This is a genomic window from Flagellimonas sp. 2504JD4-2 (genome assembly GCF_053642935.1).
Window position 1 is genome coordinate 233,387 of the sequence record NZ_JBSIOV010000003.1, and the last position, 15,404, is coordinate 248,790.

A 15,404-nucleotide genomic window follows, 5' to 3' on the forward strand; every position below is an offset into this window, starting at 1 on the left:
GATGAAAAAAAGAGTCGGAATCTTATTGGTTTTTGCCCTTTTGTTCATCGGGTTTTTAGCAAACTGGACCTATAGTTACTATCAGGGTTTGGAGGAAGCCTATATTCCTATTCATGAAGTAAGTGACATTCCTGTTATTCCTTCGGAGAAAAAGGTTTTTGAACGGTCTGGCTATGCCTTGGACTATCTCAATATGCCCGTAGATGAAAACCATCAGCGGACCTTGGATACTTATTATAACAACAGGGCTTACGTTGGAGCACCGCCCAGTATTCCCCATCCAGTTAAGGAAAAACTCGGTATGGGAGCCAAGGTCTGTTTGCAGTGTCATCAAAATGGGGGTTTTGTTGAAAAGTTCAATGCCTACGCACCAGTGACACCACATCCTGAAATGATCAATTGCAAGCAATGTCATGTAGAGCAACAAACAAAGTCCAACTTTGTCGCTACCAATTTTTATAAAAAACCGGCTCCTGAAGTAGGAGTCAATAATGCCTTGCCAGGCAGTCCTCCCGCCATTCCACATCAATTGCAGATGCGGGAGAACTGTCTTTCGTGCCATGCAGGGCCAGCGGCCGTAAAAGAACTTTGGATAGACCATCCCGAACGGGTCAATTGTAGACAATGCCATGTACCGAAGGCGCAAGAAGTAAAAAATGTAGAACTGTTCGTAAGGGCCAATACCAATATAGAATGAAAAAGCTTGGAATAGTTTGTGGCCTCTTTATACTTTGCAGCTTGTTTTCCTGTAAACACAAAGAGGGCGAATACCATAGTCTCAAGGAAAAAATTGAGGAGGAGGGGAAACACTACCAAGACCCAGGGATTTCATCCGAAGCATATATTGGTGACATCAAAACCATCGAAATTACCGAAGGTGGGCATACCTTTTTGATTCCGGAACGCAAGAGTCAAATCAAATCATATGCCTGCACCGAGTGCCATTCGAAACCTTTGAAGCAGTTACAAAAAGGACCTGGAGAGCAAAAGGCGCACTGGGATATCAAAATAGATCATGCCAATGCAAATGCGATGAATTGTGCCACCTGTCACAGCGGAAACGACATGGATAATCTGCATAGCTTAACTGGGAATGCCATCGACTTCAACCAGAGTTATCAATTGTGCGCGCAATGCCATAATAATCAGGTAGAAGATTGGAAAGGCGGTGCCCACGGCAAAAATATTGGTGGATGGGCAAAACCCAGGGCGGCAATGACCTGTGTCAATTGTCATAACCCACATGAACCACAGATTGCCTCAAAATGGCCGGCACGGTTCAACACAGAAAAAGAGAAAGAACGGAAATAACCATTCAATACGCGTATCATGGGAGATAAAAAGAAATGGTTTCAATTGGATCTAGGCCTCAACAAAAAACAAGTTGTGGCCGGTAGCTGTGGCTGCGGTAAAACAAGCGGTGGTTGTGGCTCACATGCAGTTGAACCCCCAAAAGATGACTACGCCATTTCAGCCGAGGAGTTCGATGCCGCTGTGGAGCAAGAGCTTATGGGAGAAACCATGGTGGAACAGACCCGTAAGGATGGTTTTCAGCAGGTCTTCGATGTAAAAATGGATAGACGAACTGCCTTTCGCAAACTCACGGCAAGCCTGTTGGTAGGTGCAGGAGCCGTACATACTTCCTGTAGCGTAACAGCCGGGGAAGAAGCCAAGGAAAAAGCACAAATAGATTGGGAGGAACAGTTTAAGGGCAACTATAAACTGATGACCCAAGAAGAAAAACAGGCTACTGTAGATCGTTTGGTACGATCCTATCAATTGCGCAAAAAGGAAAACATAAAAATGTCAGCCGCTGATGCATCAAAAGATGTGCTCTTCGGATACGCCTTTAATATTTCCAAATGTCAGGGCTATATGGATTGCGTAAGTGCCTGTGTCAAGGAGAACAATCAGGATCGGAATTCGCAGATGCAATATATCCGCATCCACGAAATGAAGGATGGGGAAGGCTTTAAATTCAATGAAGCAGACGACAACTATTATCACGAAGTCCCTGCAGAAGGACATTTTTATATGGGGACACAGTGTTTCCATTGCGACAATCCCCCCTGTGTGAATGTCTGCCCGGTCCAGGCTACATGGCGTGAAGAAGATGGTCTTGTAGTGGTGGATTACGATTGGTGTATTGGATGTCGCTATTGTATGGCGGCCTGTCCATATGATGGTCGACGTTTCAATTGGAGCAAACCTGAAGTACCCGAAGATGAAATCAATAAAAATCAACACTATCTGGGGAACCGATTGCGTAAAAAAGGGGTGATGGAAAAATGTACCTTTTGTGTGCAGCGCTCCAGATCTGGGAAGGATCCTGCTTGTGTAGAGGCCTGTCCAACGGGCGCTAGAATCTTTGGCAACTTGTTGGACCCCGATAGTACGATTCGATGGGTATTGGAGAACAAGCAGGTATTTCGATTAAAAGAAGATTTGGGAACCGAGCCGAAGTTCTGGTATTTTATGGATTAAAGTAATATATTGATAATAAGGGTATTAAAACCATATATTTAAATAAAAAAATGAAGTTGTTTGATATCTATTTGTCATTCCTGCGACCGCGTGCCGCCAAAAGCTTTAGCGGTGGCGCAAAGCAGGAATCTATAGAAAATAGTGGATTCCGTATCGAGTACGGAATGACAAACTGTATGTGAAAAGTTTATAGAAATAAGGTAACCATAATAAAATTAGGGATCGTCGGGCAAGTTTGCAGGTTTTCAACCTTAAAAAAATAAAATGAATGGGAACATTTAGGGCATTTCGACATATGGTGAGGGACAGTTTGGATTACATCACCCATGGATCCAAAACCTACCATATTTGGATGATATTTTTAACCGTGATCATGCTCATCGGTATGTATTGCTATTCCATTCAGTTGGATGAAGGCCTAAGCGTAACCGGAATGACCGATCGTGTAAGCTGGGGGCTTTACATTTCCAATTTTACCTTTTTGGTCGGGGTTGCCGCAGCCGCCGTAATGCTGGTCATGCCCACCTATGTCCTAAAGGACATTGACTTTAAACAAGCGGTCTTGATCGGAGAAGGACTGGCTGTAGCCGCCCTTGTTATGTGTTTGGCCTTTGTGGTGGCCGATATGGGAGGTCCTTCGGTATTGTGGCATATGATTCCGGGGATTGGGGTCTTTAATTTTCCGAATTCCATGCTGGCGTGGGACGTTATCGTGCTCAATGGCTACCTCTTTATCAATATTACCATTCCGCTGTACATTCTTTTTCGGCATTATCAGGGAAAAGAGGCAAAGTCCAAAATATATGTTCCCGGTTCAATTTTATCTGTGCTTTGGGCTGTGGGCATCCATTTGGTTACCGCTTTCTTGTATGAGGGGCTTCAGGCACGTCCGTTTTGGAACAATGCCCTTTTGGGTCCCCGGTTTTTGGCATCGGCCTTTGCCGCCGGTCCTGCCTTGATCATTTTGGTATTGGCGGCTATTCGAAAATTTTCAGAATTCAAAATAGAGGATAAGACCATCAGCAAAATAGCCATGATCGTTACCGTTGCGGCGCAGATCAACCTGATCATGTTGGTTTCCGAACTCTTTAAGGAATTTTATGCGCCTACGCACCATAGCGAAAGCGCCTATTACCTGTTTTTTGGATTGGAAGGAAAGACCGCATTGCTGCCTTGGATATGGACCGCAATCCCCCTGAATATTTTAGCAACCGTTTTATTGACATTCCATAAACTTCGCAATAACTTTAAGGTCTTGTATTTCTGTTGCTTTATGCTGTTTGTGGCCATTTGGATTGAAAAAGGATTTGGTCTTATAGTTCCCGGCTTTATCCCCGGGCCCTACGGAAAAATAGCGGAATACACCCCTACTTGGATTGAAATCTGGGTAACTTTGGGCATCTGGGCCATGGGCGCCTTTGTCTTTACCATGTTGGCAAAAACATCCATTGGTATTGAACTGGGCAAGTTGCGCTACAAGAAAAAGAAAGTACTGGAATCAGAAACAGCTTAATTATCGTTAAGTTGAAATGTTGAAAAAAAGTGTCAGGTCGAGCTGTCATCCTGAGCTTGTCGAAGGAGCTGGCGAGACCTAATTAAACAGGTAAATTTTAAAAGACCTCTCGACTGCCTGTCCACCGAACGAAACTTCGGAAGGTGCGGCGCTCGAGGTGACATCCAAAAAGAAATAAAAAATAAACAGATGAAAATAAGAATCAAAGGGAATTCCGTCCGGTATCGACTTACACGCAGCGAGGTGGAAACTTTTTGCAATACAGGCCATTTTACCGAAACCACAGAGTTCAATGGTCGAACCTTTACCTATGCCGTAAAGGTATCGGACACCAAAACGCATATGGATGCCGAATTTATGGACGACACTATTACCTTGATTGTGCCCGCGGCCACCTGCAAAGGTTGGTACGAGAACGAAGTGGTAGGTTTTGAGCACATCCTGGCCCTTAACAATGGCAATGAGCTGTTCTTGTTGGTGGAAAAAGACTTTATCTGCATGGACCGCACCACTGAGGACCAATCCGATAATTACCCCAACCCAAGGGCAATGTAACCGTGGCAGCTTCAAAGATCCTTGTTGCCGGAATAGGAGGGGTGGGAGGTTTCTTTGGAGGCCTGCTTGCCAAGCAATTTGAGGACAGCAAAGCTGTGGAGGTTCATTTTTTGGCCCGTGGAGCACATCTAGAACACATTCGGAAATCAGGATTACAGGTTGTTGAAGGTGACGAGCAGTTTGTGACCAATCCCAAGTTGGCGACGGACGACACCACTCAAATTGGTGAGGTAGACTATATCATAGTTGCTACCAAGAGTTATGATCTGGAGCAAACCATACAACAGCTCGCACCTTGTATTGGCCCTGAAACCGTGATTTTGCCCCTGCTCAACGGGGTGGACTGTAGGGAACGCATCCAAAAATTGCTGCCCAACAACTTGGTGTGCGATGGCTGTGTGTACATTATTGCCCGACTGTCACGACCAGGGGTGGTGGAGAACCTGGGCAATATTAAAAAACTGTTTTTTGGGGTGGAGGGCCTTTCCGATGCCCGGTTGGATACTTTGGAAAGGCTGTTCCAAGAGGCTGGGATGGAAGTGACCCTGACCCCACAGATTAAAAAGGTGATCTGGGAAAAGTTTGTCTTTATCTCCGTAACCGCCACGGCCACCACCTATTTTGACGAGCCCGTAGGCCCCATAGTTGCGGACCCCGACAAACGAAACACCGTGATCGCCCTGGTCAACGAAGTGGCCCAGATTGCAAAGCAAAAAGGCATTGAGATCTCCAACAATATGGCCGAACAGGTATTGGCCAAACTGGAAAGTTTGCCCCATGCGGTAACCTCTTCGCTACATTCTGATGTTAAAGCCAAAAAAGCCAATACCGAAGTACAGGCCTTGGTGGGTTACGTGGTAAAAGCAGCACAACACTTTAGTGTTGATACGCCAACTTATCAAAAATTGTTTGCTGAGATTCAACAGCGTATTTCTTAAGTCTAAGCTCTTCAGGGATACTTTAATGATTAGAAAGAAGAATACGGTCGGTAAACTCCTGGTCCCCTTTGGAGGCATCCACAACACCACTGGGGTGGTTGTGCACCAAGATTACCTTGGTTGCCAATTTGTAAATCGCCATACGGAACACATCGGGCGGATCGGCATTTACGCGGTTTACCGCACCAAGGCCGATCAGCTCTATAAAAAGGATCTTGTTTTTAGTATTGAGCCCCACCACCCAAAAATGTTCTTGGTTGCGGCGGATCTTGTTTTCGCGCAGCAGTATCTACTGCATTATATCGTAGACATCAACAGAATTTAAGACCTTAATTTTCTGTTCCTTGGTAGGACGGACGCTCATAGTTCAGATATACAATTTGTAGGGAATGCTGCGAGCGGGCTAAAGTGCCAGAAAGTTACATAGAATTTCAACGGAAGGTTCTATTTAGTGTGAATTAAACCCGTACGGACCGTTTTATGGGGTCATTTCATTATTTTAGGGTTGAAAACCGTACCAACCAATGACCATGCATCGCAAATTAGCGGCCATTATGTTCACCGACATGCAAGGGTATACCGCTTTGATGCAGGACGATGAGGAAACGGCAATCAAACTTCGCAATCGCCATCGCGAGATTTTTGAGTCATGGACAAAAGCCCATCGCGGGAAGATCATCCAGTATTTTGGAGATGGCACCTTGACCGTTTTTGACAGCTCGGTTGATGCCGTGGAGTGCGGTCTGGAATTGCAGAAGGCTTTTTTGGAGGAACCTGTGATACCTGTACGAATCGGCATTCATGCGGGTGATATTGTTTTTATGGAGAACGATATCATTGGCGATGCCGTGAACATTGCTTCCCGAATTGAAGCGGTGGCCGAACCGGGGGCCGTGTTTTTCTCGGGCCATGTGAACGACCAGTTGCGCAGCCATAAAAAAATACAGACCAAATACCTAAAGGTATTCCAGTTTAAAAACGTGAAGGATGCCGTTCCTGTGTTTGCGCTGGATGATAATGCCATCCATGTCCCGGAAGTGACCGATGAGGATTCCCACGATAAAACGGAAGCGGAAGCTGCTTCAAATGACGGCACTTCAAACGTCAACAGAAAAAGTAAACTCCTAAAATTAGCAGGATTTATTTTTTTGATTGCAGTGGTAACAGCAGGTTTGTTGTTTGCTTATAAAAACTCCAATTCCGGTGCTAAGGAAGAGGAGGGAGGTACGACCCCTTCAAGTTCCATTGCCATTTTGCCCATTCAGAACTTATCGGGCATGGACCAGAACGATGTTTTGACCGAATCCTTGACCGGGGAGCTTTTGCAGCAGTTGTCCAACACATCGGAGCTCGGAAAGGTGGTGCCCAATTCCTTGGTCAATGATTTTCTTAATCGAGGGGGAGCTTTAAAGGATTTGGCGAATGCCTTGGAGGTCCGCTACATTTTGGAAGGTGCCCTGCACCATTCCGATAGTTTGTACAGCTTGGATATGCGCTTGGTGGATCCCCTGAAACAAAAATATATCTGGTCGCAACGGTACTTGCATATTTCGGGAGCGAATTATAAAACGGAAATACAGCGGGTAATCGGTAACGAGATCGTTTCACAGTTAAATGAGGATATTCAGCAGACGGCCTATGTTCCGAACAACGAGGTAATTACCGAAAACAAACAGGCGTACGAATTGGTGCTCCAAGCAAATGCCCTAACGGATAAAATGGACAAGCAATCGTTCTATCAGGCCATTCCTTTGTACGAAAAGGCAATCCAGCTCGACCCCGAGTTTGCCGAAGCCTATAGGGGATTGGGTAGGATCTATGCCATGGGCGGAATTATCTGGGGCGTTTTTAATCAAGATTTGGCGGCTGCCAAGGCCACGGAAAACCTGCAACGTTCCATGGAATTAAAGCCCAATTTGGAGGCTTCCCAGTTTTTGTTGATCACTAAATTTTTCTTTGATCAAAACTTTGAGTATGTCGATGAACATTTATCGCTGGTGGCCATTTTACCCTCGTTTCCCGATGGTGCCTTTTATACCGTTTATTGCAGCACCATGGGACGGTTTGAGGAGAGTATCCGTTATGCCGAAAAGTACGTGAAACGCTTTCCAGAGATTGGCAATGGCTTTGCGCAGATGATTCGGGCGCATTTTTTATCCGGGCAAGTGAAAAAGGCGGATAGCCTAATGAAACGTTATGATGCCAAATTCAAAAATGACCAATTTTATATGCGCGATGTGGCCATGGTACACTTGAACATGGGCAATATGGATGCCTTTAAAGAGATGAACCACATTCTTAACACAAACTTCTTGGACAAGGCCGCCGTACACCTGTACTATGATGCTGTGGAAATGGCCTATGATGGCGCGGACCCTGCAAAAATCCAGGAACGTTTGGACATGTTACAACACCAATTTGATGAGGGGATGGCCGGTTCGCCCGCATGGTTTTTGGCCATGTATCATTTCTATATTGGAGAGGACAGCACAGCTTTTGAATGGCTCCAGAAATCCTATGAACGAAGAGAAGTGGAGACCTGTTGGTTTAAAACGGAACACCGGTTACAGTCCTTTAGAAAAGCTAAAGATCCTCGATATATGGCCATTTACAATAAAATGGCATGGCCTGAATAATTCAATTTTAACCCGTTGAAGGCGGGGAGTTTAAGTTGCATAACATACTTAGCTAATTTGTACATTAGTAGGGAACCGCAATCCTCTAAAACACCAAAAAATGACAACAGACCAACAAACCTCCAAAGTCCGTTTATGGACTTCGTACATTCTTCAGGGCTTGATCGTCCTATTATTTTTTATGGGAGCCGCAGGCAATATTTTCCAATCGGAAGATGCCATCACAGGGGCCACCGATTTGGGCTACCCTGAATCTTCTGTACTTTGCCTGGGCATTGTGCTGCTCGCGAGTACACTTTTGTATGCCATTCCCAAAACTACCATTATTGGTGCCGTATTGCTAACAGGCTGGTTGGGCGGAGCCGTTGCTACGCATGTTATCCACGAAGATCCCATGCTGAATATTTTCCTTCCCGTGATTTTTGGGATAGTCATCTGGCTGGCCCTATGGCTCAGAATGCCCAATTTGCAACGTGTGTTTCCATTGGTTTCCAAAAGCTAGTGGTTTCCTGGGGTATATAACTTGTATTGCGTGCTGACGAGATATTTATTATCTTGATAGTGAATCCAATAACACCAAAACTTCCGATAACTCCTCTTTAGGCAGGCCAGCATTTCTTATTTCATATAAAGCGATGCGAAATGTCATATTTTTTATAAAAAGGAATCGGGATTTTTATGTTCTAAACAGTTGTGATTATGAAGGTATATGATGACAAACACATAAAGAACATCGTTTTTGTGGGTGCCCACAACAGCGGTAAGACCACCCTGGCCGAGACCATGCTTTTTGAGGCGGGCCTGATCAATAGAAGGGGTACGGTAGAAGGTAAAAATACAGTATCCGATTATCATGAAATAGAGCACCAAAGAGGTGCTTCTGTTTTTGCAACACCTTTGCATACCGAATGGCGCAATTACAAAATAAACATCATAGATACCCCTGGGTTGGATGATTTTATTGGCGAAATACTTTCTTCCATTAGGGTGGCAGATACCGTGGTTACGGTAATAAATGCCCGGCATGGGGTGGAGATAGGCACACAGATCATCTGGAACCATATTGATCATTATAATAAACCCACGCTGTTTGTCGTAAACCAAATAGACCATGAGCATGCCAATTTTGAGGATAGTTTCCGGGATATCAAAGAATTGGTCGGCAACAATGCCGTAAAAATCCAATATCCCTTGGTCATTGATGGTGCCCAGTGCATCCTGGATGTTTTAAAAATGAAACTCTACAAGTTTCCACCTAAAGGTGGAAAGCCTGAAAAGTTGCCCATTCCCGATGACCAAAAAGCACTGGCTGACCAATTGCACAATGAACTGGTGGAAAAAGCAGCAGAGAACGATGAGGAGCTGATGGAACTGTTTTTTGAAAAAGGAACCTTGAGCGAAGATGAAATGCGCCAGGGCATTAAAGCAGGTATGTTGAACCATGAACTTTTTCCCGTTTTCTGTGTATCCGCGCTTCAAGATATGGGAAGTGGCCGACTAATGGGCTTTATTGACAATGTAGCTCCCGCGGCCGCAGATTTAAAGCCGGAACAAAGCGTGGAGGACAAAACTGTTTTACGCACCAAAGAGGCTCCAACGGCCCTTTTCGTCTTTAAGACGGTGCATATGCCCAATTTGGGACAGCTAACATTTTTTAAAGTAAAATCCGGTGTCGTCAATGCCAATGATAAATTGGTGAATTCCCGTACCGGAGAGACGGAAATCCTGCACCAGCTCTTTATCATGGACGGAAAAAAGCGGGAACCGGTTTCAAAACTAATGGTGGGGGATATCGGTGCTACCTTAAAATTGAAGCATACCGAAACCACCGATACGCTTTACAAGCAAGGACATCAGGTTACCATAAGGCCCATAAGCTATCCAGAGCCCCGGACCCGTAAATCTGTAGTGGCCCTAAAGCAGGCCGATGAAGAAAAGTTAAGTGATGCCCTGAAAAAACTACATAGCCAAGACCCGACTGTAGTAGTCAACTATTCCAAAGAGCTGAAACAACAAATTTTGGGTTGCCAGGGTGAGTTACATTTGGCCACCATTGGCTGGATACTTGAAAATGGTTATGGGGTGAAAGCCGAATTTGAACAGCCAAAGATTGCTTATAGGGAAACCATAAGACGTTCTTCAACGGCCAATTACCGCCATAAAAAACAATCTGGAGGGGCAGGGCAGTTTGCTCAAGTACATTTGAAAATTGAACCTTGGTACGAGGGCATGCCAGAACCTGAAGGCTTCAATATAAGGGGAAAGGAAGAAGTAACGCTTCCCTGGGGCGGGAAACTGGTTTTCTATAACTGTATTGTGGGAGGGGTAATAGACCTTCGGTATTTGCCCTCCATCAAAAAGGGAATTTTGGAAGTGATGGAATCAGGTCCGTTGACAGGTTCATACGTAAGGGATGTAAGGGTAATGGTCTACGATGGAAGAATGCATTCGGTAGATTCGAATGATATCGCTTTTAAAATTGCAGGCGCGCATGCCTTTAAGGCAGCATTTTTAGATGCCAAGCCCAAACTTTTGGAACCTATTCGCGAATTGACCATAAAAGTACCTGAAGAAATGGTGGGGAGTGTAATGACGGATTTACAGTCCCGTAGATCCACCATCCTTGGAATAGACAATGAAGACCGTTACCAGATTTTAAAGTGTACCACACCCGAGATGGAGCTTTATGGTTATTCTACAAACTTACGTTCGCTGACGCAGGGCAAGGCCACTTTTAATTCGATGTTTTCTTCTTTTGAGGTGGTTCCCGACAATATTCAGCAAAATTTGGTAAGAAATTAAACTTGCGGGCACTGTAGCGAGCTGGTTAAAAGTATCCCAAAGCATTCCTGTCAAAAGGACATGGGTGACAAAATGTGCTGAAAATTCTAATCTTCTCATTGTGAGCGAGACATAAAAAATCGGCGTTTCGGGCACGGTTATTGTCCGGTTGTTTTTGCATTTATCAAATCAAAAAACAACCTAAAATTTCCCTATGAAATTCAAAACTCCGAGCTTTTCGCTTGCGCTTTTTGCGCTTATGGCCGCATGTTCCAATGACAATGACACCAACCGTATTGATCCCGAAACAGAGATCTATGTTCCAGATGCCCAGTTTGAATCCAAATTGATCAGTTTAGGCATAGACACCGACGGAATAGTGAATGAAAAAGTACTTAAATCTGATGCTGCCCAAGTGGAATACTTGGATATATCCACGCAAATAACATCAGAAGAGATTCATGATCTCACAGGTATTGAAGGTTTCCCCAATTTGAAAAGGCTTTTTGCCATTGGAAATCGCTTGTCCGAGATTGATTTAAGCAATAATGTGCTTTTGGATACTTTGGATTTATCCGGTAATGATTTGTCCGCAATTGATCTAAGCAAGAACAAGGCCTTGGTGAGACTGGATTTAAAAGTGAACGACCTTACGGAGCTTAACGGGCTGTCGGCTGCGACCAACTTGAAATGGTTAAACCTTTCCTTTAACTATTTTGAGGCGTATACCATTGAAAACCCAAGTTTGGTCAACTTCTTAATGAGCCATAATGACCTGACGACCTTTGATGCCACTGCTGCAGTGAATTTAGAGAGCATATTTATACCCACAAATCAAATGACAACACTAGATCTTACCCAAAATAAACTGCTGGAGACCATTGATGTGGGCGACAACAAATTGAACCAAATTGATTTTGGTGAAAAACAGCACTTGCAGTACCTGTCTTGCTTTAGCAACGTATTGACCAGCTTGGATGTCAGTAATTTTGGAGCGTTGGACTACTTAAGTGCCAATAGAAATCCTGATTTATTATGCATTCAAATTGATAGCGGACAATCGATACCCACACTTAAGCTATCCGATTATCAACAAACCAACGAGGCCTGCAATTAACAGCAGGCTTTGCCATGATTTGTTTAATAGTTCAGAATAATCCAGTTGGCGTTGGCCACAAATTGCTTTTCGTCGACTGGATTTTTAAACACTAGATAAAGCGAACTTAGATCTGCGGTAGGTCGTACGGGAATTTCATAACTTTTGAAACCTTCTTTGGTCTCATGGAAATAGCCCAAGGCGGTACTCCCGATCACTGTGCCTGTTGGGGAGCCTTCGCGCAGTTCCAATACACCTTTGTATGCATAGTCAGCAATATAGAAGGCGGAAAAGCTTATATTTTTTAACCCACTTAAGTTGATATTTTCAAAGCCGATATAGCTATCATGTTTGATAGATCCAACAAGTTCGGCTCCACCAGCTTCCCATTCCCCAACATCTTCACTCATGTCATCCGCTTCTTCCGCTTCAATTTTTGAGGCTTTAAAAATGACCTGTGAGCTGGTCGCCAAAGCGGAATTAGGCACTTTGGTGTTGCCTTGGTCCAGATAGGAGGCCATCAACACATATTTTCCACCGCTATCACCTTTTATATGTTCTTTGAACTCCACTGTTCCGGATAGGGGCAATAATTTTTCCTTCACCTGTTCGTCCGGACTGAGCGATAGGATATAATCGACCATTTTACCGATTTCCTCAATCTCCAACTGTGGGTGGGCTGACATCAGGGACTCTCCCCATACACCGGAACCACCTTTTTTGACGCGATCAATCAGGTAATTGCGGTTTTCCTTGGTGTATTTTTCCGCAATTTCCCTATAGCTTGGGCCATTTACTTGCACATCGATGGCATGGCAGGCGGCGCAATCGGTAGCATCCATAATCACCTTCCCTTCGGGCACCACATTTTGTTGATGGCCTACAGTAGCTTTGATCATATCCTCACCTTCAGGAATGTAGCTAAAGGTCACCTTGATTTTATCTGAAGCGATGGTTCCAGCTTCCGAATTGCCGTCCTCTACATCGTCAACCACAACCTTATAGTTTACTTTTTTGTTGTTGAAATACATGGAATCCTTTGGTTCAATTTGGATTTCGAGCTCTGGTGGGGTATTGCCCACCAATATTTTGGTGCTGGTTGTGCCAACGTTCCCAAATGGGTCCGACACTTTTAACCGAACGTTGTAAAGACCTTCCTTTTCAAACGTATGGGTGGGAGTTGCCTCAGTAGACTCAACTTTTGAACCACTGGTAAAGAACCACTCATAGCGCAACGCATCACCATCATAATCTTCGGAGGACAATCCTGAGAATTCAACGGATAAGGGGGCAGCTCCGATTTCCTTATTTGCTGTTATTTGAGCCACAGGGGTTAGGTTTCCTTCGATATAGGAGATTCTACTCAAACGGGCATCCAAGTTGCGGGAGTTCCATTTTTGGCCGTATTCCAGCATATACATATTTCCGTCTGACCCAAAAATCATATCCATGGGATGTGAAAATTCCGTGCTTGGCATAAAGGGGTCGGCTTTTACATAGTTCTGATTCTCATCCAAGGTCACTACATAGATCCAATCCCGCATCCATTCATACACAAACAATTTGTTTTCGAAGTATGCTGGAAAAGTATCATCCTTTGCATTCGGATAATCTGAGGCATGATACACCACCCCGGCCATGGGATTTACACCACCTTCGCCCAGCCAAGGAAATTCTTCCGAACGGTCATAGGAATACCAGATAAGGGATTCTTGGGCTGGTGGAAGCTTCTGTAATCCCGTATTGTTCGGGGAATCATTGATTAGATTGTTGGGGTCAAATTTGGGACCTGATGCTTCCTTGGCAAAATCATAGTCGTTGTATTGCTGATTGTTACCACGGGTATAAGGCCATCCCCAAAATCCTGCTGTTCTGGCCTGATCAAATTCACCCATACCTTTGGGACCACGATCTTCGAGATCCTTCCCAGAATCAGGCCCAACATCTCCCCAATACACATAACCTGTTTTGGAATCAATATGGAACCTGAAGGGGTTACGACAACCCATGACATAAATTTCCGGTCTAGTGTTTGGCGTTCCTTCGGGGAATAAATTCCCTTCGGGAATGGAATAGGTACCGTCGTTCTCTGGTTTTATCCGTAGAATTTTACCCCGAAGATCATTGGTATTGGCTGCAGACTTTTGGGCATCCCAAAGCGCCCTGCCTTCCTGTTCGTCAATAGGGGCGAAGCCTTGCGATTCAAAAGGATTGGTATTATCTCCAGTCCCTATAAATAGGTTGCCGTCCGGTCCAAATTCCAATCCACCACCACTATGACAGCATTCGCGTATTAGGGGAATTTGGATCAAGAGCTTTTCGGAATCCAAATCCAGTATATCATCTTTTAAGGTAAATCTGGAAATACGTTGTTCTATTGCATCAGCAGCGGAATAGAAAAGATAGATCCAATTGTTCTCAGCATAGTTGGGGTCTACCGCCAGTCCCAGAAGTCCATCTTCATTCCCGTAAAACAAATCCAATTTGGAAATGACCTTGGTGGTAGAGGTTTTAAAATCAAACAATTTGAGACTACCCCTGCGCTCAATGAATAAAATTCCCTTTCCGGGCAATTCATCCAATTCCATGGGCTCGTCCAGGTTGAAGTCCAGAATTTCCTTGGTAAATCGGTTCTCTAGCGGAACCCTGTCTGTTTTGGCTTTGCCATAATCGAGGGAACCATTACCCATGGCATATTGTATCCCGGCTAACAAATGTTTTAAAAAGGCCTCCTCGATGAACGTTTCATCGGTATGCCCCATGGCCGTATAAAAGGCCCTTCCACCGTCATAATCATGATGCCAAGAAATGGGATGATGTTCTCCATGGTTTCCACCTTCATAAGTGCTTTCATCAATTTCTATCAATACATTGATGTCGTTATTGACGTTTTTAAAATTGTACCATTCATCTTCCTTTACCCAAGTGCTGTCCAATATTTGGGTGGTCGGATGGGTTCTATTAACTACATTGAGTGTAGCAGATTGCACCGCCGGATGCCCCATAAAATAAGCCCCGGCAAGTTTGTTGTACCAAGGCCAATCGTACTCGGTATCCGTTGCAGCATGAATTCCGACAAAACCACCACCGGCTTGAATGTATCTTTCAAAATCGGCCTCTTGACCGGCATTTAGAATATCCCCCGTAGTATTCAGAAATACCACTGCATTGTAATTTTTCAAGGAATCCTCAACGATATAAGCGGAATCTTCGGTAAAGACTATCTTAATGTCGTTTTCTTCCCCTAATTTTTTTAGGGCGGTGATTCCGGCTTCAATGGATCCATGTCTGAACCCTGCCGTTTTACTAAGGACTAAAATTTCTTTTTGACTTTTTCCACAGGAAAGTACCGTACTGAGCAACAGAAGTACGGACAGATATTTTATTGCATTCATTATTAT

The 15,404-nt window shown here is 44.4% G+C and carries 12 protein-coding genes; 10 read left to right on the plus strand and 2 right to left on the minus strand.

What is annotated here, in order from left to right:
* Position 1: 1 nt before the first annotated feature.
* The 6 genes from ACULLH_RS12210 (at position 2) to ACULLH_RS12235 (ending at position 5,490) form a co-directional block, all read left to right on the plus strand.
* The gene (locus tag ACULLH_RS12210; protein WP_454089030.1) at positions 2-697 is read left to right on the plus strand and encodes a multiheme c-type cytochrome; all 696 of its coding nucleotides are present in this window, start codon (positions 2-4) and stop codon (positions 695-697) included.
* A complete protein-coding gene (locus ACULLH_RS12215; protein ID WP_454089031.1) occupies positions 694-1,311 on the plus strand; it encodes a cytochrome c3 family protein in 618 nt (205 codons plus the stop codon). The genes ACULLH_RS12210 and ACULLH_RS12215 overlap by 4 nt, the downstream gene beginning before the upstream one ends.
* A gap of 18 nt (positions 1,312-1,329) precedes the next feature.
* On the plus strand, positions 1,330-2,484 hold the full coding sequence (locus tag ACULLH_RS12220; protein WP_454089032.1) for a 4Fe-4S dicluster domain-containing protein: 1,155 nt from the start codon (positions 1,330-1,332) through the stop codon (positions 2,482-2,484).
* A gap of 268 nt (positions 2,485-2,752) precedes the next feature.
* On the plus strand, positions 2,753-3,997 hold the full coding sequence (gene dsrP, locus ACULLH_RS12225; protein ID WP_454089033.1) for a sulfate reduction electron transfer complex DsrMKJOP subunit DsrP: 1,245 nt from the start codon (positions 2,753-2,755) through the stop codon (positions 3,995-3,997).
* 189 nt (positions 3,998-4,186) lie between these two features.
* A complete protein-coding gene (locus ACULLH_RS12230) occupies positions 4,187-4,552 on the plus strand; it encodes a DUF7009 family protein (protein WP_454089034.1) in 366 nt (121 codons plus the stop codon).
* Positions 4,553-4,554: 2 nt separating this feature from the next.
* Positions 4,555-5,490 carry a ketopantoate reductase family protein gene (locus ACULLH_RS12235; protein ID WP_454089035.1) on the plus strand — a complete coding sequence of 312 codons (936 nt, stop codon included), beginning with the start codon at positions 4,555-4,557 and terminating at the stop codon, positions 5,488-5,490.
* A gap of 22 nt (positions 5,491-5,512) precedes the next feature.
* Here the strand turns inward: ACULLH_RS12235 and ACULLH_RS12240 are convergent, their stop codons facing one another.
* Complete coding sequence (locus ACULLH_RS12240) at positions 5,513-5,779, minus strand: JAB domain-containing protein (RefSeq protein WP_454089624.1); 267 nt, start codon at positions 5,777-5,779, stop codon at positions 5,513-5,515.
* A 241-nt stretch (positions 5,780-6,020) separates the two neighbouring features.
* Here ACULLH_RS12240 and ACULLH_RS12245 point away from each other — a divergent pair, with 241 nt between their 5' ends.
* From ACULLH_RS12245 to ACULLH_RS12260, 4 genes are all read left to right on the plus strand, one after another.
* A complete protein-coding gene (locus ACULLH_RS12245) occupies positions 6,021-8,126 on the plus strand; it encodes an adenylate/guanylate cyclase domain-containing protein (protein ID WP_454089036.1) in 2,106 nt (701 codons plus the stop codon).
* Positions 8,127-8,226: 100 nt separating this feature from the next.
* Complete coding sequence (locus ACULLH_RS12250) at positions 8,227-8,628, plus strand: DoxX family protein (RefSeq protein WP_454089037.1); 402 nt, start codon at positions 8,227-8,229, stop codon at positions 8,626-8,628.
* 197 nt (positions 8,629-8,825) lie between these two features.
* Positions 8,826-10,928, plus strand: coding sequence for an elongation factor G (locus tag ACULLH_RS12255; protein WP_454089038.1), 2,103 nt, complete (start codon positions 8,826-8,828; stop codon positions 10,926-10,928).
* 193 nt (positions 10,929-11,121) lie between these two features.
* Entirely contained in the window at positions 11,122-12,024 is a 903-nt protein-coding gene (locus ACULLH_RS12260) for a leucine-rich repeat domain-containing protein (RefSeq protein WP_454089039.1), read from the plus strand.
* Positions 12,025-12,047: 23 nt separating this feature from the next.
* On the opposite strand, the gene ACULLH_RS12265 is transcribed toward ACULLH_RS12260, so the two are convergent.
* Positions 12,048-15,398 (minus strand): ThuA domain-containing protein, encoded by a 3,351-nt coding sequence (locus ACULLH_RS12265; RefSeq protein WP_454089040.1) that lies wholly within the window; start codon positions 15,396-15,398, stop codon positions 12,048-12,050.
* Between the last annotated feature and the right edge of the window lie 6 nt (positions 15,399-15,404).